Consider the following 24963-nt stretch of genomic DNA (forward strand, 5'->3'; position numbering starts at 1 on the left):
GGGGTCAGACGTTGGACCTGCCATTTCCCGCCTGCATCCTCAGCCTTCCAGACAACCTGCCAGCGCAGGGTTGCCACTTCATTTCCGGGCCACCCACAGGCGGCGCCGGGCTGTTTTACACAGTGGTAGTTATGGACGGCGGCAGACTGCCAGCCGTCACATCCCGCCACTGCTGTTGCGCACGGCCTGCATGAATGCGCGAATCCTGTTGTGATCCTTGATGCCCTTGCCCTGCTCCACCCCACCGCTGACGTCCACGGCATACGGCCGCACCTGCTCGATGGCAGCCCCGACGTTCGCAGGGTTGAGCCCACCGGCCAGGATGATCGGCTTGCTCAACCCCTCGGGAATCAGCGACCAATCGAACGCCTCACCCGTACCACCCGGTACGCCTTCGACGTAGGTGTCGAGCAGGATCCCGCGAGCGCCGATATACGCGGCACACGCCGCGGCGATATCGTCGCCCGTCTTGACCCGCAACGCCTTGATGTACGGGCGCTGATAACTTTCACACTCATCAGGCGTTTCATCGCCATGGAACTGCAGCATGTCCAGCGGCACCGCATCCAGGGTTTCATTGAGTTCGCAGCGACTGGCGTTGACGAACAAGCCCACGGTGGTCACGAAAGGCGGCAGCGCCGCAATGATGGCCCGCGCCTGCAGCACATTCACCGCGCGCGGGCTTTTGGCATAAAACACCAGACCGATGGCATCGGCCCCTGCCTCGACTGCCGCCAGCGCGTCTTCTATGCGGGTAATCCCGCAAATCTTGCTGCGAACGGCTGACATGTCGTAGGAACCTCAGGGTTGGACCGAGAAAGTCCCGGATGTTAACAAAAGCTTTTCCGGGCGTCAGCCGCCAAGTTCACTGAAACCTGTGAGGAAGTGCGGCCCGATAAAGCGTTCCGGCAACTGGAACTCGTCGCGGTACTCCACATCCACCAAATACAGGCCAAACGGGTGCGCCGTGACGCCGCCCGTGCGACGGATGCGGCTTTCCAGCACTTCCCTGGCCCACTCAACCGGGCGCTCGCCCGTACCGATGGTCATCAGCACGCCGGCAATGTTGCGCACCATGTGATGCAGGAACGCCCCGGCGCGAATATCCAGCACGATCATCTTGCCGTGACGGGTGACTCGCAGGTGATGAACTTCCTTGATCGGCGACTTGGCCTGGCACTGGCCGGCGCGGAAGGCGCTGAAGTCATGCACGCCCACCAGGTGCTGCGCGGCCTCGGCCATACGCTCGGCGTCCAGCGGGCGGTGGTTCCAGGTAATTTCTTCATTGAGATGCGCGGGGCGGATCTGATCGTTGTAGATCACGTAACGGTAACGCCGGGCGATGGCCTTGAAGCGTGCATGAAAATGCGCCGGCATGACCTTGGCCCAGCTCACACTCACGTCGTGGGGCAAATTGATATTCGCCCCCATCACCCACGCCTTCATCGACCGCTCGGCCTGGGTGTCGAAATGCACCACCTGGCCACACGCGTGTACGCCAGCGTCGGTGCGCCCGGCACACATCAGCGACACCGGCGAGTCAGCGACTTTGGACAGGGCGTTTTCGAGGGTTTCCTGCACCGTCAGCACGCCGGAGGCCTGACGCTGCCAGCCGCGATAGCGCGAGCCTTTGTATTCCACGCCCAGGGCGATGCGGTAAAAGCCGGCGGCCGCCATTTCGGCGGCCGCGTTATCTATATTTGCCAAGAACTGAGAGCCTGATGAGTTGCGCAAAGGCGGGCATTATAAAGGCGTCGGATGCCTGACGGGCGTTTTGTTATGGATCGATGCCAAACAAATGTGGGAGGGAGCAAGTCGAATCGTCGCACCGCCCCTCCCGCACTGTTATAGCGCCTGGCTTTAGATTCGGCCGAGCATTTCCTTGGCTTCGCCACGCTGGTCTTCGTTGCCTTCGACCAAGACTTCATCAAGGATGTCTTTAGCGCCATCGGCATCACCCATGTCGATGTAAGCCTGGGCCAGGTCGAGCTTGGTAGCGACTTCATCCGTGCCTGAGAGGAAATCGAAATCCGGTTCATCATCACCGCCCAGCGCGGCATCCTCGGCCGTGAAGGTCGGCTCGATCGGCGGGTGCTCCAGGCTCTGGGACAATCGGTCCAACTCGGCATTGACGTCGTCCAGTTCCGAGGCAAACGCATCGGGCTTGGCTGCCGGGGCCGTCGGCTCATCAGCCAGGGACAGGTCAAAGTCTTCCGGCAACTCGAATTCGTCCAGCGCGGCAGGTGTCAGGGTGGGCGGCTCGACAGGCGGCACGTCCTTCATCTGCTCCTCAAGTCCCGAGAGAAAGTCGTCATCGGATTTCGACGCTGGCGGATCCAGTTGCAGGTCCAGGTCAAAGTCCGAGAGATCCTGCGCATCGGCCTTGGCCTCAGTCTGTTGTTGCAGCAGCGCTTCAAAGGTTTGCTGGTCCCGGGCGATCTCGGCCGGCGAGGCAGCTTCCAGCTCATCCAGGCTAAGGTCAAAATCGTTGTCGAAGGTGTCCGCCGGCTCAGCCGCCGCCGGCTTGTCATCGAGCAAATCCTTGACGTACTGCGCATCGAGAGCCGCAGCAGCCACGGCGGCGCTGACGCCCGCTGCCAGCACGGCCATGGCCGGGAAGCGGCTCTTGAGCTGCTCGACCTGGGCGTGGTTCTCACCGTTGGCGACCAATTGGCGCTCCTGGGTGACGAAACCGTCCTTGTCGTTCTGCAGGCCGTAGACTTCCATCAGCTTCAAACGCAGGTCGCTGCGCTTGGGCTCATGTTTGATGGCTTGTTCAAGCACATCAGCCGCCTGGTTCAGGTGGCCGCGGTCGATATGGGACTGGGCCTGAGCCAATGCATCGCTGGAGTTCTCCTGGGCAACAGCGACGGCCAGGGGTGCGAGCACGGAAGCGACAGTCGGCACGACAACCGGCTCAGCCACCGGGGCAGGCGCTGGCGCGGCGCCCAGCTTGACGCTCGGCGGCGGCACTTCAAGGCCTTCAAAACTGTCAGGCGGCAGGTCCTGGTCAATATTGGGCGTGAACTCAGGCTCTTCGGCCAGCGCCCGCGCCATGCGCAGATGCTTTTCCTCTTCGCGGCGGGCATTGCGATGGCGCGCCCACAGCAACAGAAGCAGCAGCACCACCAGGATGCCTGCCCCGCCAATGATGCCGAGGATAATAGGGTTGGTCAGCAAGTCATTGAACTTGCCTTCGGTGGTAGCAGGTGCCGCGACCGGCTTGGGCGGTTCAGCGGCGGGTGCAGGGGTTGCAACGGGCGCCGCAGGCTCTGCTGCGGGCTCACCTGCCAGCTGCGCAGGGATTGCAGCCGTAGCCGGCTCACCGTTTTGCGCCTGCAAGCGAGCCAACTGGTCATTCTTCAACTGAATCAGCTTTTGCAACTTGTCCAACTGGCTTTGCAAGTCGGCGGCGCGGCTCTTGAGTTCTTCGTTATCGCGGCGGGTGGTGTCCAGCTCTTCCTGGGTCATCGCCAGCTTGTCGCTCAATGCACGGTTATCACCGGCCTTGCCCTTCGTACCTTGCTTGGCGGCTTCGGCCGAGACCAGGCTCAAGTTGTCCTTGGCCTGGGTGCTCGTCGGCGCATTGCCGGCCTGGGTACGCTTGGTCGCATCCAACTGCGCCTTGCCGGCCACTTGCCCCTTGGGGGTACGACGGCCCTGACGCCAGGCGGCGTTCTGCGCGCTGACTTCGGCGATCGCTTGAGGCTGCGCCAGCGCCGTACTTTGCGTGGCATCCGGCAGGCGCAGGACCTGGCCGGTTTTCAGGCGATTGATATTGCCATCGATAAAAGCGTCAGGGTTGAGCGCCTGGATCGCCAGCATCGTCTGCTGGACCGAGGCGCCGTTACGATTCTTCGCGGCGATTTCCCACAAGGTGTCGCGGGACGTGGTGGTGTGCTGGGCGGGCGTGCCGGCGGCAGGTGCGGCACTGGCCGGCGCGCCGGCAGTCGGTGCCGGCTGGTCGAACTTGGCCGGGTCGAGCAGCACGCTGTAGTCACGCATCAAACGGCCATTGGGCCATTGCACCTGCAGCAGGAAGCGCACATAGGAATCGGGCAGCGGCTTGCTGGAGGTCACGCGCACCACGCTGCGACCTTCGGGGTTGATCACCGGGGTGAACGTCAGGTCATCGAGAAACGCCTGGCGGTCAACGCCCGCATCCACAAAGGCCTGGGCAGAAGCCAGGCTCGGAGTGATCTCGGCCGCCGTGAGGCCACCCACATCACGCAATTCGATTTCCACCGACAGCGGCTGGTTCAACTTCGACTTGAGGGTCATCTCCCCAAGTTGCAGCGCCTGCGCCATACCGGAGGACAGCGCCGAGGCGGCCGCTATTGCTAACACCAGTTTGCGAACTTGAACCATAGCCTCATCCTTTGTCTGAACGCTCCCCGCCCTGCGAGAAGGTTGGTAACCGCTGCCATAAGGCATGGCGAGCCGATAGGTCACCGACGCGCTTGTGTTTCACTTGGGACCAAGCATAGCGCCTGGCTAGAATCAATCTACAAATTGCCGCCAAGTATCTTTTACACAAGGCCTTTTATCAACAACTGCGCCAGTTCCACAGCGTTCAGGGCCGAGCCCTTGCGTACGTTATCTGACGTCAACCACAGATTTAGTTCCGCGGGGTCGTCAACACCTGCACGTACGCGTCCTACGTAAACCACATCCTGGCCGACCGCATCGCCTACAGCCGTTGGGTAATCGCCCTCCTCAACCAGCTCGATACCCGGCGCAGCATCGAGTGCACGGTTGACTGCGGCCAGATCGACCGGCGCGGCCAATTGCAACGACACTGTCAGGCTATCGCCGAAAAACACCGGGGCTTGAACGCAGGTTGCGGAAATCTTTAGCAAAGGTGTTTCCAGCACGGCACGCAGCTCGTGTACGAGGCGTTTCTCCAGGGCTGTATGACCTTGGGCGTCTGGCGTACCGACTTGAGCCAGCAGGTTGAACGCCATTTGCCGGTCGAAGAACTTCGGTTCCAGTGGACGCACGTTCAATAACTCAGCGGTCTGCCGCGCCAACTCGCTGACGGCCTCCCGGCCCTGGGCAGAGACCGCCAGGTTGGCGGTGACATTCACGCGCTGGATATCCACCAAACCCCGCAACGGCGCGAGCACTACCGCCAGGTAGGTGGCAGACGGGCTTGGGCTGCCGAGCTGGAATGGTTTTTTCAAACCGTTCAACACCTGGGCGTTGGCCTGCGGCACCACTGGCGGCGCCTGTTCGGCAGGCAATGCGCCGGACAAGTCGATTACCGAACAGCCAGCGGCCGTGGCGCGCGAGGCGAAACTCAGAGTCACCGCCGGGCCTGCTGCGAAGAACGCCAACTGCGCCTTGCTGAAATCGAACTCGTCGACCTCTTTGACCCGCACGTTCTTGCCACGAAACGGCACCGAGGCCCCCGCCGAGTTGCTGCCCGCCAGCAAATACACGGTGCCTACCGGGAAATCCAGCTCTTCGAGGATCTGCACCAGTGTTTCACCCACAGTGCCGGTGGCACCGATCACGGCGATTTCGAAGGTCTGGGTCATGGGGGCTGCCTCGGGCATTGCAGGGGGGAGCGGCACTTTACCGGGTGGCTGGGGGTGAGGCAATTAGCCTGGGCCTTGTGGTGTGGCTGATGGCGCTATTGAGAGCAAGCCCCTCCCACATTCGACCCAGCTCCAACCTTGAAATGGAGGGCAAGTGTGGGAGGGAGCTTGCTCCCGATAGCGCCCGACAGAACAATAAAAAACCCCGCGCCTGTCACCAGAGCGCGGGGTTCTTCAATGCAAGAAAGCGATCAACGCTCCAGCAAAATCCGCAACATGCGACGCAGCGGTTCAGCCGCGCCCCACAGCAGCTGGTCGCCGACGGTGAACGCACCGAGGAACTGGCTCCCCATGTTCAGCTTGCGCAAACGGCCCACCGGTACATTCAGGGTGCCGGTGACCTTGGTCGGGCTCAGCTCCTGCATGCTGATATCGCGGTTGTTCGGCACCAGCTTGACCCAAGGGTTGTGCTGGCTGATCAAGCCTTCGATATCAGCGATCGGCACGTCTTTGTTCAGCTTGATGGTCAACGCCTGGCTGTGGCAACGCATGGCGCCAATGCGCACGCAGATGCCGTCCACCGGAATCGGGTTCTTGAAGCGACCGAGGATCTTGTTGGTCTCGGCCTGGGCCTTCCACTCCTCGCGGCTCTGACCGTTGGGCAGTTCCTTGTCGATCCACGGGATCAAGCTACCAGCCAATGGCACGCCGAAGTTCTCGGTCGGGTAAGCGTCGCTGCGCATGGCTTCGGCTACACGACGGTCGATGTCGAGAATCGCGCTGGCCGGGTCTGCCAGTTGATCGGCGACAGCGGCATGGGTCGCGCCCATCTGCTTGATCAGCTCGCGCATGTTCTGCGCACCGGCACCAGAGGCAGCCTGATAGGTCATGGCACTCATCCACTCGACCAGGCCGGCTTCGAACAGGCCACCCAGCCCCATCAGCATCAGGCTGACGGTGCAGTTGCCGCCCACGTAGTTCTTGGTGCCGGCATCCAGTTGCTGGTCGATGACCTTACGGTTGACCGGATCAAGGATGATCACCGCGTCATCCTGCATACGCAGGCTGGAAGCGGCGTCGATCCAGTAACCCTGCCAGCCGGCTTCGCGCAGCTTGGGGAAGACTTCGCTGGTGTAGTCGCCACCCTGGCACGTCAGGATCACGTCGAGGGTCTTCAACTCTTCAATGCTGTAGGCGTCCTTGAGCGGGGCAATATCCTTGCCCACGGACGGCCCTTGGCCACCTACGTTCGAAGTGGTGAAAAACACCGGCTCAATAAGATCGAAATCCTGCTCTTCCAGCATCCGCTGCATGAGCACGGAACCGACCATACCGCGCCAACCGATCAGACCTACACGTTTCATCGCAACTACACCTTGTTAAAAAGTGGGCCGCCTTGCAGCAACAACTGCAAGCGGGCCCGAGAGATTACAGATTCCGCAGCGCGGCGACTACTGCGTCGCCCATTTCTTGCGTTCCGACCTTGGTGCAGCCCTGGGACCAGATGTCCCCGGTGCGCAAGCCCTGGTCCAGTACCAGGCTGACGGCTTTCTCGATCGCGTCGGCCGCTTCACTCAGGTTGAAGGTGTAACGCAGCATCATCGACACCGACAAAATGGTCGCCAGCGGGTTGGCAATGCCCTGGCCTGCGATGTCCGGCGCCGAACCGTGACACGGCTCGTACATGCCCTTGTTGTGGGTGTCCAGGGACGCCGACGGCAACATGCCGATCGAACCTGTGAGCATCGACGCCTGGTCGGACAGGATGTCGCCGAACAGGTTGTCGGTGACGATCACGTCGAACTGCTTGGGCGCACGCACCAGCTGCATCGCGGCGTTGTCGACGTACATGTGGCTCAGTTCGACGTCCGGGTAGTCCTTGGCCACTTCCTCAACGATTTCGCGCCACAGTTGGCTGGAGGCCAGCACGTTGGCTTTATCCACCGAGCACACCTTTTTGCCACGCACACGGGCCATATCGAAACCGACCCGGGCGATACGGCGGATTTCGCTCTCGCTGTACGGCAGCGTGTCGTAGGCTTGGCGCTCGCCATTTTCCAACTCGCGCACGCCCCGTGGCGAACCGAAATAGATACCGCCGGTCAGCTCACGCACGATCAGGATATCCAGGCCCGCCACCACTTCCGGCTTGAGGCTTGAGGCATCGGCGAGTTGCGGGTAGAGGATTGCCGGGCGCAGGTTGCCGAACAGGCCCAGTTGCGCGCGGATTTTCAACAGGCCGCGCTCCGGGCGGATGTCACGCTCGATCTTGTCCCACTTCGGGCCACCCACCGCGCCGAGCAACACGGCGTCGGCCGCACGGGCGCGGTCCAGGGTTTCGTCGGCCAGGGGCACGCCGTGCTTGTCGATGGCCGCGCCGCCGATCACGTCGTGGCTCAGCTCGAAGCCCAGACTGTACTTGGCGTTGGCAAGCTCCAGCACCTTGACCGCTTCGGCCATGATTTCCGGACCAATACCGTCGCCAGGGAGAATCAGAATCTGCTTGCTCATGGGTTCCTCATTTCATCAAGCGACCCGCCCGTGGGCAGGCCGGGAAAAATCAATCAGCGTTGGGCAAAGACCACCAGCACGTCGGTGCTGAAGGTGCCGTCGGCCTGAATTTCGTAATAATCGCGCACTTCCTGGCCCATCGCCTTTTGCAGCTCAAGGATTGCCGCACGCAGCACCTCTGGCGTGCGCATGCGCTCGACCCACGAGGTGTATTCCAGACGCAGGCGTTGACGCAGGCTGTTACGCACATGCAGGCCAGACTCGCTGAGTTGCTGCATCCACTCGGCGGCGGCGTAATCTCGCACGTGGCTGGTGTCGCGCAGCACTTCGACGGTTTGCAGGTAAGTGTCCAGCAATGGGCTACCCGGTGACAAGACATCCACAAACGCCGCCACCCCGCCTGGCTTGAGCACGCGGCGCACTTCCCGCAGGGCCAGGCCCAGGTCACTCCAGTGGTGGGCCGAATAACGGCTGAACACGAAGTCGAACTCGCCATCGGCGAACGGCAGACGCTCGGCGGCGCCGTGGACGGTGCGGATATTGTCCAGGCCGCGATCTTTCGCGGCGGCGGTGACCACGTCGAGCATCTGCCGAGACAGGTCGTAGGCCACCACTTCGTTAACCAGAGGCGCCACCTGGAAACTCACATGACCCGCCCCACAGCCCAGGTCCAGCAGCCGTGCAGCGCCCTGCCCGGCCAGCTCGGCCTGCAGCAGTGCGAATTCGCTGCCCTGGGCGTGCACGGCACTGCTCAGGTAGGCCGAGGCTTGCTCGCCGAATTGCTTTTGCACGACTTGGGTATGGGCAGTGGTGGTCATGGTGGCTTTCCTTGGGGTTTGTGGTGGTTGCACTGGCGCTATCGCAGGCAAGCCAGCTCCCACAGTTGACCGAGGTGTTCAGGCGAACATCGATCCATGTGGGAGCGGGCTTGCCCGCGATGGGGCCCGCACGGTTACCGCAAATCAGGCATCGCGAAACAACCAAGGCTGGCTCGCCCGGTGCCTGGCTTCAAACGCGGCAATCGCATCGCCGTCCTGCAAGGTCAGGCCGATATCGTCCAGGCCGTTGATCAGGCAGTGCTTGCGAAACGCATCCACTTCAAAGTGATACACCTTGCCGTCCGGACGGGTGACGGTCTGCGCGGCCAGGTCCACGGTCAGCTGATAGCCCACATTCGCTTCCACTTGCTGGAACAGCTCATCCACTTCGGCATCGCTCAAGATGATCGGCAACAGGCCGTTCTTGAAGCTGTTGTTGAAGAAGATGTCGGCATAGCTGGGCGCGATGATGCTGCGAAAGCCGTACTCTTCCAGGGCCCACGGCGCGTGTTCACGGCTGGAGCCGCAACCGAAGTTTTCCCGGGCCAGCAACACACTGGCGCCCTGGTAGCGCTCGGCATTGAGCACAAAGTCTTTGTTCAGCGGGCGCTTGGAGTTGTCCTGGTAGGCGTAGCCCACGTCCAGATAGCGCCACTCATCGAACAGGTTGGGGCCAAAACCGGTGCGCTTGATCGACTTCAAGAACTGCTTGGGGATGATCTGGTCAGTGTCCACGTTGGCACGGTCCAACGGCGCTACAAGACCTGTGTGCTGGGTAAAAGCTCTCATCGGGTATTCCTCAGATCAATTCGCGAACGTCGATGAAACGACCGTTGACGGCAGCGGCGGCGGCCATGGCCGGGCTGACCAGGTGGGTGCGGCCACCGGCGCCCTGACGCCCTTCGAAGTTACGGTTGGAGGTGGACGCGCAATGCTCGCCCGACTCCAAACGGTCCGGGTTCATCGCAAGGCACATCGAACAGCCTGGTTCACGCCATTCAAAACCGGCTTCGAGGAAGATCTTGTCCAGGCCTTCAGCTTCGGCTTGCGCCTTCACCAGGCCCGAACCTGGTACCACAATGGCTTGCTTGATGGTCGAGGCAACCTTGCGGCCCTTGGCGATCACCGCCGCGGCGCGCAGGTCTTCGATCCGCGAGTTGGTGCAGGAGCCGATGAACACGCGATCCAACTGGATGTCGGTGATCGCCTGGTTGGCTTTCAAGCCCATGTACTTCAGGGCGCGCTCGATGGAGCCGCGCTTGACCAGGTCGGCCTCTTTGGCCGGGTCCGGAACGTTCTGGTCAACGGCCAGGACCATTTCCGGCGAAGTGCCCCAGCTGACTTGCGGCTTGATCTGCGCAGCGTCGAGTTCGACCACGGTGTCAAACACCGCATCGGCGTCAGACACCAGGTCTTTCCAGGCTTCGACGGCGGCGTCCCAATCGGCGCCTTGCGGGGCAAACGGGCGACCTTTGACGTACTCCACGGTTTTCTCATCCGCCGCCACCATGCCCACACGGGCACCGGCTTCGATGGACATGTTGCAGATGGTCATGCGGCCTTCGATGGACAAGTCACGAATGGCGCTGCCGGCGAATTCGATGGCATGGCCGTTACCGCCGGCGGTGCCGATCTTGCCGATCACGGCGAGCACGATGTCTTTGGCGGTCACGCCAAACGGCAATTGGCCTTCGACGCGTACCAGCATGTTCTTCATTTTCTTGGCGACCAGGCACTGGGTGGCGAACACATGTTCCACCTCGGAGGTGCCGATGCCGTGGGCCAGGGCGCCGAACGCGCCGTGGGTGGAGGTGTGGGAGTCGCCGCAGACCACGGTCATGCCCGGCAAGGTCGCCCCCTGCTCCGGGCCGATCACATGGACGATGCCCTGGCGCACGTCATTCATCTTGAATTCGGTGATGCCGTATTCGTCGCAATAGTCGTCGAGGGTTTGCACCTGCAGACGCGAAACCTGATCGGCAATGGCTTCGATACCGCCCTTGCGCTCAGGCGTGGTCGGCACGTTGTGGTCCGGCGTGGCGATGATGGAGTCGACGCGCCATGGCTTGCGCCCGGCCAGTCGCAGGCCTTCGAACGCTTGGGGCGAGGTCACTTCATGGATGATGTGACGGTCGATATAGATCAGCGACGATCCATCATCGCGACGTTTCACTTCATGGGAATCCCAAAGCTTGTCGTAAAGCGTTTTGCCGGCCATCAGTCGGTCCTCATCAGCGGTGTTTCTATACGCCGGGCTTTTCAATAACCCTTTGGCTTGTGAGGCTGATGGTATGGCGCTACATTAAATAACTCAAATTCATATTTTTTATGCTTTGGATTACCAACTGGAATAGCACCATGGATCTGGCCAACCTCAACGCTTTTATCGCCATCGCCGAGACCGGCAGCTTCTCGGGGGCCGGCGAACGCCTGCACCTGACGCAGCCCGCCATCAGCAAACGCATCGCGGGCCTGGAGCAGCAATTGAAGGTGCGTTTGTTTGATCGCTTGGGCCGTGAAGTCGGCTTGACCGAAGCCGGCCGGGCCTTGCTGCCGCGCGCTTATCAAATCCTCAACGTGCTGGACGACACCCGCCGCGCCCTGACCAACCTTACAGGGGAAGTCAGCGGGCGCCTCACTCTGGCCACCAGCCACCATATAGGCCTGCACCGCCTGCCACCGATCCTGCGCACCTTCACACGGCAATACCCAAACGTGGCACTGGATATTCAGTTTTTGGATTCAGAAGTGGCCTACGAAGAAATACTCCATGGTCGCGCCGAAGTGGCGGTAATCACCCTGGCGCCCGAGCCCCACCATCTGGTGCGCGCCTCGCCGGTATGGGATGACCCGCTGGACTTTGTGGTAGCGCCGGAACACAGCCTGATCAGCAACGGTTCCATCAGCCTGGCCGATATCGCCAGGCACCCGGCGGTGTTTCCCGGCGGCAACACCTTTACGCACCATATTGTCAGCCGCCTGTTCGAAGCCCAGGGACTTGCGCCAAATATTGCGATGAGCACCAACTACCTGGAAACCATCAAGATGATGGTGTCCATCGGCCTGGCCTGGAGCGTGTTGCCGCGCACCATGCTCGATGATCAAGTGGCAAGTATCGCTTTGCCGGGCATACAACTCAGTCGCCAGCTAGGCTATATCGTGCATACAGAAAGGACGCTATCGAACGCTGCGCGGGCTTTCATGAGCCTGCTGGATGCACAGGTCGATCTGCCAGGGTTACCGGCATGACACTGTGCGGCCTCGGGTTTCAAGGAAAACCGCGCTGTCTTCTCACCGAGCCAAGGCCCATTGACAATGCGCAACCCCGGCGACCCCGTACCTCCCCTGCCCCGCATCTACGCCCTGGACCCCCAAGCGGCGGAGCAAAGCTGGGACAGTGCCCCGCAATTGCTGGCAGCCCTGAATGCCGCCCGGCTGGGCGCCTGGTGCTGGGAAATCGACACGGGAAGAATCAGTTGGTCACGGGGTACTCAAGCGTTATTCGGCTTTGACCCGCATCAACCCTTGCCCAAGGACCTCGACTACCTTGACTTGCTGGCCCCGCAAGACAGCGCACGGGTGGTGCGTGGTTTTCACGCGGTCCTGGCAGGAGAGCCGTTCGAACGTGCCATGCACCATCGCATCCAGTGGCCCGATGGCAGCCTGCACTGGCTGGAAATCAGCGGCAGCCTCGCGCCGGAAAAAGCCGGACGGCGCCGCATGATCGGAGTGATCCGCGAGATCACCCATCAGCGCGACCGCGAACACGCCCTCAGCCACTCCGAAAAGCGCTTCGCCACATTGTTCCATTTATGCCCGAACATGGTGCTACTGACCCGCCAGGCCGATGGCTTGATCAGCGAAGCCAACCAGTATTTCGAAATGCTGTTCGGCTGGCCGGTGGCCGATGCCATCGGCCGTACTACCCTGGAACTGGGCCTGTGGCGCCATCCGGAGCAGCGTGCACTGCTGGTCAAGGCCACTCAGCGCAAAGGCGAGCCCATCACCATGGAGGTGCAGTTCTGCGCCAGCAACGGCCAGATCCACGACGGCACCCTCAGCGCCCAGAAGGTGGAACTGGACGGTGAGGCTTACCTGATCAGCACGTTCCTGGACACCACCGAGCGCAAAAATGCCGAGCAAGCGCTCAAGGACAGCCAGGAACGCCTCGACCTGGCCCTGGATTCCGCGCAACTGGGCACCTGGGATTGGCACATCCCCAGCGGCATGCTCTACGGCTCGGCCCGCGCCGCCCAACTGCACGGGCTCGAACCGGCGCCCTTTCATGAATCCTTCGATGCGTTTTTCGAAGGGATGTCCGACCAGGATCGCGAGGGCATGCGCAATGCCTACCGCAGCTTGCGTGAAGGCCCGGACGGCAACTACCAATTGACCTACCGCGTGCAGTTGGAGGACGGCAGCCCACGCTATCTGGAAAGCCGTGCGCGCCTGTACCGCGACGAAGCAGGCAAACCCCTGCGCATGGCGGGCACCTTGCTGGATATCACCGACCAGGTCGAACGCGAACAACGCCTCACCGCCTCCGAGGAAAAATTTGCCAGCTTGTTCCAGGCCAGCCCCGACCCGATCTGCGTGACCTGCCTGGAGAGCGGCGCCTTTATCGAGATCAACCCGGCGTTTACCCAGACCTTTGGCTGGACAGCCGCCGAAGTACTGGACAAAAGCGCCGAACAAATCGGCCTGTGGGACGACTCCAGCAAGCGCCTGCAACGCATCGAGCAGGTGATTCGCGAACAGGCCCTGAGTAATGTGGCCATCGTGGTGCATCACAAGGACGGCCAAAGCCTGACCTGCGTCATTTCCAGCCGCTTGATCAAGGTCAGCGACCAGCCCTGCATCGTCACCACTCTTCGGGACATCACCCAGCAGCAACGCTCGGAAGCCGCCCTCAAGGCCAGTGAAGAGAAGTTCGCCAAGGCGTTTCACTCCAGCCCTGACGCGATTTCCATCACCGAACGCGACACCGGCCGTTATGTGGAGGTCAATGACGGTTTTTGCCGCCTGACCGGCTACCGCACCGAAGAAGCCATCGGCCTGACCCTGTACCAGATCGGCATCTGGGCCGATGAAAACCAGCGCGCGGCATTATTGGCCGAGTTGCAGATCAAGGGCCGCATCCATCATCTGGAAATGCTCTGGCACAACAAACGAGGCGAGGTGCTGGCGGTGGAGGTCTCGGTCGAGCCGATCACCCTGAATGAAACCCCCTGCCTGCTGCTGACCGCACGAGACGTCAGCCTGCTGAAAAACGCCCAGGCGCAGATCCGCCACCTGGCCTATCACGACCCGCTCACCAACCTGCCCAATCGCGCACTGCTGATGGACCGCCTGAGCCAGCAGATCGCCCTGCTCAAGCGCCACAACCTGCGCGGCGCCCTGCTGTTCCTCGACCTCGACCACTTCAAGCACATCAACGATTCCCTCGGCCACCCGGTGGGCGATACCGTGTTGAAAATCGTCACCGCACGCCTGGAAGCCAGCGTGCGCATGGAGGACACCGTGGCACGCCTGGGCGGCGATGAGTTTGTGGTGCTGCTCAGCGGTCTTGAGGGCAAGCGCCAGGAGGTCAGCGACCAGGTGCAAAGCCTGGCCGATACATTGCGCGAGTTGCTGTCGGAGCCGATGTTCCTTGACGGCCATCGTTTGCAGGTCACGCCCAGCATCGGCGTAGCGCTGATTCCCGACCACGGCACCACGCCAGCCGATTTGCTCAAGCGTGCCGACATCGCCCTGTATCGCGCCAAGGATTCAGGGCGTAATACCACACAAATGTTCCACAACAGCATGCAAAAAACCGCCAGCGAGCGACTGCGCATGGAGACCGATCTGCGCCTGGCCTTGTCACGCGGCGAGTTCAGCGTGCATTACCAGCCCCAGGTGGATGCGCGTGGCAACCGGATTGTGGGGGCCGAGGCCCTGGTGCGCTGGCAACATCCGCAACTGGGCGCGCAGTCGCCGACGGAATTTATCAAGGTATTGGAAGACAGCGGCCTGATCCTGGAAGTCGGCACCTGGATTCTCGATGAAGCCTGCGGCGCCTTTGCCCAGTTGATTGCCGACGGTCTGGTAGACCCGCTCAATTTCAGCCTGTGCGTGAATATCAGCCCGCGGCAGTTTCGCCAGAACGACTTTGTGGAACGGGTAGAACACAGCCTCAAGCAGCATCAACTACCCTCCAGCCTGCTGAAACTGGAGATCACCGAAGGCATCGTGATCCAGAACCTGGACGACACCGTGGCGAAGATGCGTCGCCTGAAAAAGCTCGGCGTGAGCTTCGCAATGGATGACTTCGGCACCGGCTACTCATCCCTGACCTACCTCAAGCGCCTGCCGGTGGATGCATTGAAAATCGATCAGTCATTCGTACGCGATGCCACCCACGACCCTAATGACGCGGAGATCATCCGCGCCATCGTAGCCATGGCGCGCAGCTTGAACCTGGACGTGATCGCCGAGGGCGTGGAAACCCCGGAGCAACTGGCGTTCCTGCAAAAGCTGGGCTGCCATTTATTCCAGGGTTATCTGCACAGCCGTCCGTTGCCGATAGAAGGCTTCAGGCGGTTGCTGGAACAGGGTCGAGCGGGACCGGATGCTGCATGCCCAGCAGACGGCTGACACATTGCAGGTCGGTCTCGCGGCGCAGCGCGGTGAACAGCTCCACTGCCTGCGGGTAGTTGCGCGTCAGCATCGCCAGCCATTGCTTCAAGCGGCCGGGTGCCTGTTTTTCAGTCAGTTGCGCCACCGACTGGCGCCAGAACTCCTGAAGCATCGGCTGCATCTGCGCCCAGGTCATCTCGACCACTTCCTCACCGGCCTTGGCCGCCACAATCTGCCTTGCCAGGTCAGGACGCGCCACCAGGCCACGGCCGAGCATGATGTCTTCGGCGCCACTGATTTCACGGCAACGCTTCCAATCTTCGACGCTCCAGATATCACCATTGGCAAATACTGGCACCTTGACCACGTCCTGCACCCGCGGGATCCACTCCCAGTGGGCCGGCGGCTTGTAGCCATCGGCTTTGGTGCGCGCGTGGACGACGATATGTGCAGCACCGCCCTCGGCCAACGCGGTGGCGCATACCAGCGCGCCATCCGGGCTATCGAAGCCCAGGCGCATCTTGGCGGTCACGGGAATGTGGGCGGGCACGGCACGGCGCACGTGCTCGACGATCTGGTTGAGCAGCTCCGGCTCCTTGAGCAGCACCGCGCCACCCCGGGACTTGTTGACGGTCTTGGCCGGGCAACCAAAGTTCAGGTCGATCACCTCAGACCCCAGCTCGCAGGCCAGGGCAGCGTTTTCGGCCAGGCACACCGGGTCGGAGCCGAGCAGTTGCACACGCAGCGGCACACCCGCTGCGGTATGGGCACCGTGCAGCAGTTCCGGAGCGAGCTTGTGGAAATAGGCCGGGGTGAGCAGGCGGTCGTTGACACGGATGAACTCGGTCACGCACCAATCGATACCGCCCACGTGGGTCAACACGTCCCGCAGGATGTTGTCGACCAACCCCTCCATGGGCGCCAGAGCAATTTGCATGGAAAACACTCAACAAAAATCGTGGCGCAGTTTACTGGGTTTCCGGCGGCGACCGTTAACCCCTTGTCAGGGCGGGACCGTAACCTTCAATAAACTCGGCAGGCATGCGCTTGGGTTTGCCGCTGGACAACTCGATGCACACAAAGGTGGTTTGTGCGCGCAGCAGCGTCGCGCCGTCGCGAGGGCGTACCAGCTGGAAACGACGGGTCATTTTCAGGCGCTGATCCCAGTCGACAATCCAAGTGGCCAGTTGCAACTCATCGCCCTCATAGCCTGCCGCCAGGTAATCGATCTCATGGCGTACCACCGCCATGGCGCGGTCCAGGCGACGGTATTCCGTGAGGTCCAGCCCCAGGCGCTGGGAATGGCGCCAGGCGCAACGCTCCAGCCAGGACACGTACACCGCGTTGTTGGCGTGCCCCAGGCCGTCGATGTCTTCAGGCGCAACCTGCAGATCGATGATAAACGGCGTTGCCAAATCCCAGCCCATGCCTTGCTCCAGTCGATTGATGTCGGCGGGGCAGTGTATCAGGCGGTTTGCCGCTGCTGTAGACGGCGGCAGTCGAGGCGCGCCTCTTCAGCGCACCGCCGACTTGGCCGCACGGATTACACGGTCCGACAACTCACCAGGCCCCAGTGCGCGAGCCAGCGTCAGGCCACCCACCATCAAGGCCATGTCCGCCAGTGCCTTGTCGATGTCTTCAGGGCTGTCGGCCAGCTGCGCAGTCATCAGCTCCACGTGCTCGCTCAAGACCTCGCGAAATGCGTCGGGCAAGCGACCCATCTCGCCAACTGTGGCCGGCAAGGGGCAGGCCTGGGAGGTTGAATCACGATGCTTGCGTGACAGATAGAAGGCCGCCACCAGCGCACGACGCTCTTCGCCGGTGAGTTGCGTGTCCAGATCGTCGATAGAGGCCCGGCGCTGCGCCAGCAACTGGCTGAACGCCTCCAGCATCAACGCGTCCTTGCTTTCAAAGTGCGCGTAGAAACCACCGACGGTCAGCCCTGCCGCCCCCATGACCTCCCCCACACTCGGCTCAGCCGGGCCGCGCTGGATCAATGCCGCGCTGGCAGCCTGCAAAATACGTTCGCGGGTTTGCGCTTTTTTATCGCTCATCAAGGCCTCCGTCTGTCATGGGTTGGATATTATTACCATAATAATATTGCGCAAGCGAAAGGTACGACCGCCGGTCAGAACAAAAAAATGGAATCAATCGAGAAAATGGCCAAACGCCAGACAAACAAAAGGGCCATTCAATAATTGAATGACCCTTAAAAATCCCGCAAAGCGGGTAATCGTGGCGTCCCCTAGGGGACTCGAACCCCTGTTACCGCCGTGAAAGGGCGGTGTCCTAGGCCACTAGACGAAGGGGACACAAACCTTCTATACACTGATCAGCGCTGAGAACTGATCGATTCAAGGACGGTGTGGCCGGAACCTTGAACCTGTAAAATTGGTGGAGCTAAACGGGATCGAACCGTTGACCTCTTGCATGCCATGCAAGCGCTCTCCCAGCTGAGCTATAGCCCCGGATTTTTCGTCTCGCGACGCAGCAGACCTTTCGAGCTGCTTGTTGAAACTGGCGTCCCCTAGGGGACTCGAACCCCTGTTACCGCCGTGAAAGGGCGGTGTCCTAGGCCACTAGACGAAGGGGACAAAACCTTCTGTACATCTGATCAGAGCTGAGACCTGATCAATTCAAGGACGGTGTGGCCGGAACCTTGAACCTGTAAATTGGTGGAGCTAAACGGGATCGAACCGTTGACCTCTTGCATGCCATGCAAGCGCTCTCCCAGCTGAGCTATAGCCCCTCATCGGTGAGGACGGGGCGAATCTTAATGGCGGTTTGGAAACGTGTCAAATTTATTTTCAACAATTTTCAAAATTTTTTGCCGGGATAACAATCACTTACCGACGAAACCCCGGAAAACCGGGGTTTCGTCACTGCAACGGCCTGCTTAAGCGATGGCGCCCAGCAGCTTTTCCCATTCCTTATTTTCTTTCTTCGACACACCACCAAGCAAATCAAGGGCTTGGCGCAGGCGGAAACGGGTCAGGTCCGGGCCGAGGATTTCCATCGCATCGAGCACCGACACCGAACTCGCTTGCCCGGTGATCGCGGCAAACATCAGCGGCATGGCATCGCGCAGTTTCAGCTCAAGGGATTCCACTACCGCCTGGATCGTGGCCGTGATCGCATCTTTTTCCCACTGGCGCAGGCTTTCGAGCTTCCACAGGATCAACTGCATCAGTTGGCGAACCTGGTCGCCGGAGAGCTTTTTGGATTCAAACAGCTTGGCATCCGGATTCACGCCGCCGGCAAAGAAGAAACTGGCCAAGGGTGCGACCTGGCTGAATGTCTCTACCCTGCCCTGCACCAACGGCGCAATCTTCATCATGTACTCGGGGTTCAACGCCCATTGCTGCACGCGGCTGGCAAACTCTTCCACGGGCAAGTCACGCAGCCACTGGCCGTTGAGCCACGACAGCTTCTCGATATCGAAGATCGGCCCGCCGAGGGAGACACGGGACAGGTCGAAGTTGTCGACCATTTCCTGCAACGAGAATTTCTCCCGCTCGTCCGGCATCGACCAGCCCATGCGGCCCAGGTAGTTGAGCATCGCCTCAGGCATAAAGCCCATGCGCTCGTAGAACGTTACCGACGTTGGGTTCTTGCGCTTGGACAGCTTGCTCTTGTCCGGGTTACGCAGCAGCGGCATGTAGCACAGCTGCGGTTGCTCCCAGCCGAAGTATTCGTACAGCAGGATCAGTTTCGGCGCCGATGGCAGCCACTCTTCACCGCGCAGCACATGGGTGATGCCCATCAGATGGTCGTCGACCACGTTGGCCAGGAAGTACGTCGGCAAGCCGTCGGTCTTCATCAACACTTGCATGTCCATGCGGTCCCACGGGATTTCGACGTCACCGCGCAGCATGTCCGGCACCACGCACACGCCTTCGCTCGGCACTTTCATGCGGATAACGTGGGGTTCGCCAGCCGCCAGGCGTGCGGCCACTTCTTCCTTGGACAGCAGCAGCGCCCGGCCATCGTAGCGCGGGGTCTCGCCACGGGCCTGTTGCTCGGCGCGCATCTGGTCCAGCTCTTCGGCGGTGCAGAAGCACGGGAAGGCGTGGCCCATGTCGACCAGTTGCTGGGTGTATTGCTTGTAGATGTCGCTGCGCTCGCTCTGGCGATACGGGCCATGCGGGCCGCCGACGTCCGGACCTTCAGCCCAGGTAATGCCCAGCCAGCGCAAGGCATCGAAAATCTGCTGTTCCGACTCACGGGTGGAGCGCAGTTGATCGGTATCTTCGATCCGCAGGATGAATTCGCCACCATGCTGCTTGGCAAAGCAGTAGTTGAACAAGGCGATGTAAGCAGTACCGACGTGGGGATCCCCAGTAGGCGATGGCGCAATGCGCGTGCGGACGGTGGTCATGGCAGGTCTCGAATGGGCGATAAAACTGAAAATTGAAACAAGGGGCGAATGGTAACAGCCTGGGTGATTTCTGGAAAACCGAGGCGCGGCCATCGCAGGCAAGCCAGCTCCCACATTTTGACCGCGTTCACAGATCAATGTGGGAGCCAGGCTTGCCCGCGATGAGGCCAGCCCAATCAACGCAAATCAAACAGCCAACAGGCGCTCGCGCAACTTGCCAATCTCATCCCGCGTCTGCGCCGCCGCCTCGAACTCCAGGTCCCGCGCCAGTTGGTACATCTTCTCTTCCAACTGCCGAATCCGCTTGGTGATCTCACTCGGCGAGCGCAGTTCGTTCTCGTACTTGGCACTTTCCTCGGCAGCCTTGGCCATGCCCTTGCGCTTCTTGCTGCGCGAGCCTGGCACGGTGGCGCCTTCCATGATGTCGGCAACATCCTTGAACACGCCCTTGGGGGTGATGCCGTGTTCCAGGTTGAACGCAATCTGTTTGTCGCGACGCCGCTGGGTCTCGCCAATCGCCCGCTCCATGGAACCGGTGATGCGGTCCGCATACAGGATCGCCCGGCCATTGAGGTTACGCGCCGCCCGGCCGATGGTCTGGATCAACGAGCGCTCGGAGCGCAGGAAGCCCTCCTTGTCCGCATCCAGGATAGCCACCAGCGACACTTCGGGCATGTCCAGGCCCTCACGCAGCAGGTTGATCCCCACCAGCACATCGAAGGTCCCCAGGCGCAGGTCGCGGATGATCTCTACCCGCTCCACAGTGTCGATGTCCGAGTGCAGGTAGCGTACGCGCACGCCGTGGTCGGCCAGGTAGTCGGTCAAGTCTTCGGACATGCGCTTGGTCAATGTGGTAACCAGCACCCGCTCTTCCAGGGCCACACGCTTGTTGATCTCCGACAGCAGATCGTCAACCTGGGTCAGCGCCGGGCGGATTTCAATCTCCGGGTCCACCAGGCCAGTAGGTCGCACCAACTGCTCGATCACGCGACCAGCGTGCTCGGCTTCATAGTTGCCGGGCGTCGCCGATACGAAGATGGTCTGAGGGCTGATGGCCTCCCACTCGTCAAAGCGCATTGGCCGGTTGTCCAGCGCCGACGGCAGGCGGAAGCCGTACTCCACCAGGGTTTCCTTACGCGAGCGGTCGCCCTTATACATGGCCCCCACCTGCGGCACGCTGACGTGGGATTCGTCGATCACCAGCAAGGCGTCCGGCGGCAGGTAATCATAGAGGGTCGGTGGCGGCGCACCGGATTCGCGACCCGACAGGTAGCGCGAGTAGTTTTCGATGCCGTTGCAGTAGCCCAGCTCCAGGATCATTTCCAGGTCAAAACGGGTGCGCTGCTCAAGGCGCTGGGCTTCCACCAGCTTGTTGTTGGAACGCAGGTACTCCAGACGCTCGGCCAACTCGACCTTGATACCCTCGATGGCGCCCATCAGGGTTTCACGCGGGGTCACGTAGTGGCTTTTCGGGTAGAAGGTAAAGCGTGGCAGCTTGCGGATCACCTCGCCGGTCAACGGGTCGAAGGCCGACAGGCTTTCGACTTCGTCATCGAACAGCTCGATGCGGATCGCTTCCAGGTCGGATTCGGCCGGGTAGATGTCGATCACATCGCCGCGCACCCGGAAGGTGGCGCGGGCGAAGTCCATGTCGTTACGGGTGTACTGCAGGCTCGCCAGGCGGCGCAGCAGTTCGCGCTGGTCGAGTTTGTCGCCACGGTCAACGTGCAGCACCATCTTCAGGTAGGTTTCGGGGCTGCCCAGACCGTAGATGCACGACACCGTGGTGACGATGATCGCGTCCTTGCGCTCCAGCAACGCCTTGGTCGCCGACAGGCGCATCTGTTCGATATGGTCGTTGATCGATGCATCCTTCTCGATAAAGGTATCGGAGGACGGCACGTAGGCTTCGGGCTGGTAGTAGTCGTAGTAGGAAACGAAGTACTCAACCGCGTTGTTGGGGAAGAACGCCTTGAACTCGCCGTAAAGCTGCGCGGCCAGGGTTTTGTTCGGCGCCAGCACCAGGGTCGGGCGGTTGGTCTGGGCGATCACGTTGGCGATGCTGAAGGTCTTGCCGGAACCGGTCACCCCAAGCAGCGTCTGGTGCGCCAGGCCGGCTTCGATGCCTTCGACCATCTGGCGAATGGCTTCCGGTTGATCGCCGGCGGGTTCAAAACGGGTAACGAGCTGGAAATCCGACATAACGTACCTCGTGAAGTCACCCCAGACTCGACACCGCCAGGGACGAAATAGCTCAGCAACCCGCGAATAATCATCGCAGGTTGCAGGAAAAAACCATGATAGCTGTAGAAGTGGTGGCGAATGTGACGGGTTTCAAGGCTGACGTCCTACATGTCCTTTCCCTTCAAGGTTGCAATAAGACTAACGGTCAGCAAATAAACCGAAAAACTTGGCCGAAAAGCCATTTCGGCTGTCGCCCTGCGCGGTGATGGCCTCTATACTAGCTCCCCGTTTGTGCACCGCTCTAGTGCATTCGGCTGGAGCGCGACACGTCCCTCCCTTCCCCCATAGAGCTGCCGCAAAAATGAGCCTGTTCTCCGCTGTCGAAATGGCACCACGCGATCCTATCCTGGGCCTCAACGAAGCATTCAACGCCGATACACGAACCACCAAGGTCAACCTTGGCGTGGGCGTTTACTGCAACGAGGAGGGGAAAATTCCACTCTTGCGTGCCGTTGCCGAAGCGGAAGCCATTCGCGTGGCGCAACACGCCGCCCGTGGCTACTTGCCGATCGACGGTATCGTGGCCTACGACCAAGCGGTGCAAAAGCTGTTGTTCGGCGCTGAGTCCCCGCTGCTGAGCGCTGGCCGAGTCATCACCGCGCAAGCCGTGGGCGGTACCGGCGCACTGAAAATCGGCGCTGACTTCCTCAAGCAACTGCTGCCCAATGCCGTCGTCGCCATCAGTGATCCGAGCTGGGAAAACCACCAGGCCCTGTTCGAAAAAGCCGGTTTCCCGGTGCAGACCTACCGTTACTACGACGCGGCCACCCACGACGTGAACCGTGCCGGCCTGCTCGAAGACCTCAACGCCCTGCCGCCACAGTCCATCGTGGTGCTGCACGCCTGCTGCCACAACCCGACCGGCGTCGACCTGAGTCCGGCCGACTGGCAAGACGTGCTGGAGGTGGTCAAGGCGAAAAACCTGGTGCCGTTCCTCGACATGGCCTACCAGGGCTTTGGCGACGGTATCGACGAAGACGCCGCCGCAGTGCGCCTGTTCGCTGAGTCGGGCCTGACCTTCTTTGTGTCCAGCTCGTTCTCCAAGTCGTTCTCGCTGTATGGCGAGCGAGTAGGCGCGCTGTCGATCGTCAGCGAGTCCAAGGAAGAAAGCGCGCGCATCCTGTCCCAGGTCAAGCGTGTGATCCGCACCAACTACTCCAACCCGCCCACCCACGGCGCAGCCATCGTTGCCGCAGTGTTGAACAACCCTGAGCTGCGCGCTCAGTGGGAAGCCGAGTTGGCCGAAATGCGCCTGCGCATCCGCGGTATGCGCGAGCAGATGGTGGCCGAGCTGGCCAAGGCTGCGCCAGGTCACGACTTCAGCTTCGTCGGTCGCCAGCGCGGGATGTTCTCCTACTCCGGCCTGACAATTGAGCAAGTCACACGCCTGCGTACCGAGTTTGGCATCTATGCACTGGACACCGGGCGTATCTGTGTGGCGGCGCTGAACCAGTCGAACATTGGTGCGGTGACCAAGGCGATTGTCGAGGTGCTGTAAGCCGGCAAGCGTTAGACGAAGGGGGAAGCCATTGGCTTCCCCCTTTTTATTGGCGAACACACTAGACTGAACGCCGACTGCCTCCTTGCTGCGAGAACCCTATGAGAAACGATGACCTGGACCTGCGCGCCGACCGCGACGAATTGCACGACTACGCCCCACGCGCACCGCAAGCCAAGCGCCAGAAAAGTTTGGTGCTGCAAGTGGCGTTAGGTGTATTTCTTGGAGGGTTGGCTTTATGGCTGGTGCAACTGGGTGCAACGGCGATCATGGCCAAACTGGCGATGGGCACCCTGCAATTTGGCGGCTGATGTAAGACACCTGTGGGAGCTGGCTTGCCTGCGATAGCGGTGTGTCATTCAATGAATCTTTAACTGAACCGCCGCTATCGCAGGCAAGCCAGCTCCCACATTTGATCTACGGTGCTGGTAGATTGCGTTCTTCCAGCAGTTTTACAAAGCTGTTCAAACTCTGCGATACCGTGCCCCGCCGCCAGATCAGCCAGGTATTCAAGATACGGAATGTGTCGGGCAGCGGCCACACGCTCACCGCCGCACACCCCGGCATACTCTCCAGCATACTGCGCGGCATCAGCGCCAGCCCGGCCCCGGCGCTGACACAGGCCAACATGCCATGGTACGACTCGATCTCGAAGATCTTGCCCGGCACCGCGCCATCCTGTGAAAACCAGCGTTCAAAGTGATGCCGGTACGAGCAGTTCGAGCGAAACGTATAAATGTTCTCGCCATTCACATCCTGCCCCCGGCTGATCGGCGCGTGATGCAGCGGCGCGATCACCACCATCTCCTCCTCAAACACCGCCACACCCTCCAGCGTGGAGTGCAGCACCGGGCCATCGACAAAGGCCGCCGTCAGCCGGCCCGACAGTACGCCTTCGATCATGGTGCCCGAGGGGCCCGTACTCAGGTCCAACTCCACCTTGGTGTATTGCTGGTTATACGCCGCTAGTAACGCCGGGATACGCACCGCCGCCGTGCTCTCCAGCGAGCCCAGGGCAAACGCACCTTGGGGCTCCTCCCCCGCCACCGTGGCGCGGGCTTCTTGCACCAGGTCGAGAATGCGCCGCGTATAGCCGAGGAAATTCCACCCGGCGGGGGACAAACGCAAGCGACTCTTCTCACGGATGAATAACTCCACGCCCAAATCCTGCTCCAGTTGCTTGATGCGCGTGGTGAGGTTCGACGGCACCCGATGAATCAACTGCGCGGCGGCGCTGATGCTGCCTTGTTCGGCAACGGCCTTGAAGATTTCCAGCTGCACCAGATCCAAGTCATTCTCCATTCATGAACGTATTGCTTAATATTATTCAGTTTCCAGAAAAGATACAGCCCCGTA

19 protein-coding genes and 4 tRNA genes are annotated in these 24963 nt (G+C 61.1%); 4 read left to right on the forward strand and 19 right to left on the reverse strand.

What is annotated here, in order from left to right; genetic code table 11:
- Positions 1-156 precede the first annotated feature (156 nt).
- The 9 genes from IH404_RS19020 to leuC all read right to left on the reverse strand — a co-directional run bounded on the left by IH404_RS19020 (position 157) and on the right by leuC (position 11087).
- On the reverse strand, positions 157-789 hold the full coding sequence (locus IH404_RS19020; protein WP_005789755.1) for a phosphoribosylanthranilate isomerase: 633 nt from the start codon (positions 787-789) through the stop codon (positions 157-159).
- A gap of 63 nt (positions 790-852) precedes the next feature.
- A complete protein-coding gene (truA, locus tag IH404_RS19025) occupies positions 853-1677 on the reverse strand; it encodes a tRNA pseudouridine(38-40) synthase TruA (protein ID WP_005789756.1) in 825 nt (274 codons plus the stop codon).
- A gap of 183 nt (positions 1678-1860) precedes the next feature.
- A complete protein-coding gene (locus tag IH404_RS19030; RefSeq protein ID WP_194438774.1) occupies positions 1861-4368 on the reverse strand; it encodes a FimV family protein in 2508 nt (835 codons plus the stop codon).
- 161 nt (positions 4369-4529) lie between these two features.
- Positions 4530-5540, reverse strand: coding sequence for an aspartate-semialdehyde dehydrogenase (locus tag IH404_RS19035; protein ID WP_194438775.1), 1011 nt, complete (start codon positions 5538-5540; stop codon positions 4530-4532).
- A 251-nt stretch (positions 5541-5791) separates the two neighbouring features.
- Positions 5792-6904: an aspartate-semialdehyde dehydrogenase gene (gene asd, locus IH404_RS19040; RefSeq protein ID WP_005789767.1), complete on the reverse strand. Its 1113-nt coding sequence runs from the start codon at positions 6902-6904 to the stop codon at positions 5792-5794.
- 64 nt (positions 6905-6968) lie between these two features.
- Positions 6969-8051: a 3-isopropylmalate dehydrogenase gene (gene leuB / locus IH404_RS19045; RefSeq protein ID WP_005789768.1), complete on the reverse strand. Its 1083-nt coding sequence runs from the start codon at positions 8049-8051 to the stop codon at positions 6969-6971.
- A gap of 53 nt (positions 8052-8104) precedes the next feature.
- Positions 8105-8869, reverse strand: a complete 765-nt coding sequence (locus IH404_RS19050) for a class I SAM-dependent methyltransferase (RefSeq protein ID WP_005789770.1) — start codon at positions 8867-8869, stop codon at positions 8105-8107.
- A gap of 144 nt (positions 8870-9013) precedes the next feature.
- Entirely contained in the window at positions 9014-9658 is a 645-nt protein-coding gene (gene leuD / locus IH404_RS19055) for a 3-isopropylmalate dehydratase small subunit (protein WP_005789771.1), read from the reverse strand.
- Positions 9659-9668: 10 nt separating this feature from the next.
- Positions 9669-11087 (reverse strand): 3-isopropylmalate dehydratase large subunit, encoded by a 1419-nt coding sequence (gene leuC, locus IH404_RS19060; RefSeq protein WP_005789773.1) that lies wholly within the window; start codon positions 11085-11087, stop codon positions 9669-9671.
- 140 nt (positions 11088-11227) lie between these two features.
- On the opposite strand from leuC, the gene IH404_RS19065 reads away from it, so the two are divergent.
- On the forward strand, positions 11228-12118 hold the full coding sequence (locus IH404_RS19065) for a LysR family transcriptional regulator (protein ID WP_005789775.1): 891 nt from the start codon (positions 11228-11230) through the stop codon (positions 12116-12118).
- A gap of 66 nt (positions 12119-12184) precedes the next feature.
- Complete coding sequence (locus IH404_RS19070) at positions 12185-15505, forward strand: EAL domain-containing protein (RefSeq protein ID WP_005789776.1); 3321 nt, start codon at positions 12185-12187, stop codon at positions 15503-15505.
- Here the strand turns inward: IH404_RS19070 and IH404_RS19075 are convergent.
- The 9 genes from IH404_RS19075 to uvrB all read right to left on the reverse strand — a co-directional run bounded on the left by IH404_RS19075 (position 15444) and on the right by uvrB (position 22067).
- Positions 15444-16424: a tRNA-dihydrouridine synthase gene (locus IH404_RS19075; RefSeq protein WP_005789777.1), complete on the reverse strand. Its 981-nt coding sequence runs from the start codon at positions 16422-16424 to the stop codon at positions 15444-15446. The genes IH404_RS19070 and IH404_RS19075 overlap by 62 nt on opposite strands.
- A gap of 55 nt (positions 16425-16479) precedes the next feature.
- Positions 16480-16914: a thioesterase family protein gene (locus tag IH404_RS19080; RefSeq protein ID WP_194438776.1), complete on the reverse strand. Its 435-nt coding sequence runs from the start codon at positions 16912-16914 to the stop codon at positions 16480-16482.
- 87 nt (positions 16915-17001) lie between these two features.
- Complete coding sequence (locus IH404_RS19085; protein ID WP_005789779.1) at positions 17002-17541, reverse strand: TetR/AcrR family transcriptional regulator; 540 nt, start codon at positions 17539-17541, stop codon at positions 17002-17004.
- Positions 17542-17723: 182 nt separating this feature from the next.
- Positions 17724-17799, reverse strand: a tRNA-Glu gene (locus IH404_RS19090).
- An 80-nt stretch (positions 17800-17879) separates the two neighbouring features.
- Positions 17880-17955: transfer RNA gene (locus IH404_RS19095), tRNA-Ala, on the reverse strand.
- Between the two features lie 50 nt (positions 17956-18005).
- Positions 18006-18081 (reverse strand) — tRNA-Glu (locus IH404_RS19100).
- Between the two features lie 79 nt (positions 18082-18160).
- Positions 18161-18236 (reverse strand) — tRNA-Ala (locus IH404_RS19105).
- A 147-nt stretch (positions 18237-18383) separates the two neighbouring features.
- On the reverse strand, positions 18384-19865 hold the full coding sequence (gene gltX / locus IH404_RS19110) for a glutamate--tRNA ligase (protein WP_005789780.1): 1482 nt from the start codon (positions 19863-19865) through the stop codon (positions 18384-18386).
- A gap of 186 nt (positions 19866-20051) precedes the next feature.
- On the reverse strand, positions 20052-22067 hold the full coding sequence (gene uvrB / locus IH404_RS19115; protein ID WP_005789781.1) for an excinuclease ABC subunit UvrB: 2016 nt from the start codon (positions 22065-22067) through the stop codon (positions 20052-20054).
- Between the two features lie 343 nt (positions 22068-22410).
- On the opposite strand from uvrB, the gene IH404_RS19120 reads away from it, so the two are divergent.
- Both IH404_RS19120 and IH404_RS19125 read left to right on the forward strand, forming a co-directional pair.
- Entirely contained in the window at positions 22411-23607 is a 1197-nt protein-coding gene (locus tag IH404_RS19120; RefSeq protein WP_194438777.1) for an amino acid aminotransferase, read from the forward strand.
- Positions 23608-23708: 101 nt separating this feature from the next.
- Positions 23709-23918, forward strand: a complete 210-nt coding sequence (locus IH404_RS19125; protein WP_005789784.1) for a hypothetical protein — start codon at positions 23709-23711, stop codon at positions 23916-23918.
- Between the two features lie 106 nt (positions 23919-24024).
- Here IH404_RS19125 and IH404_RS19130 read toward each other — a convergent pair whose 3' ends face one another.
- Positions 24025-24897 carry a LysR family transcriptional regulator gene (locus IH404_RS19130; protein WP_194438778.1) on the reverse strand — a complete coding sequence of 291 codons (873 nt, stop codon included), beginning with the start codon at positions 24895-24897 and terminating at the stop codon, positions 24025-24027.
- Positions 24898-24963 lie beyond the last annotated feature (66 nt).

It is taken from the genome of Pseudomonas sp. OST1909 (assembly GCF_015277575.1).
GTDB classification, from domain to species: Bacteria; Pseudomonadota; Gammaproteobacteria; order Pseudomonadales; family Pseudomonadaceae; genus Aquipseudomonas; species Aquipseudomonas synxantha_A.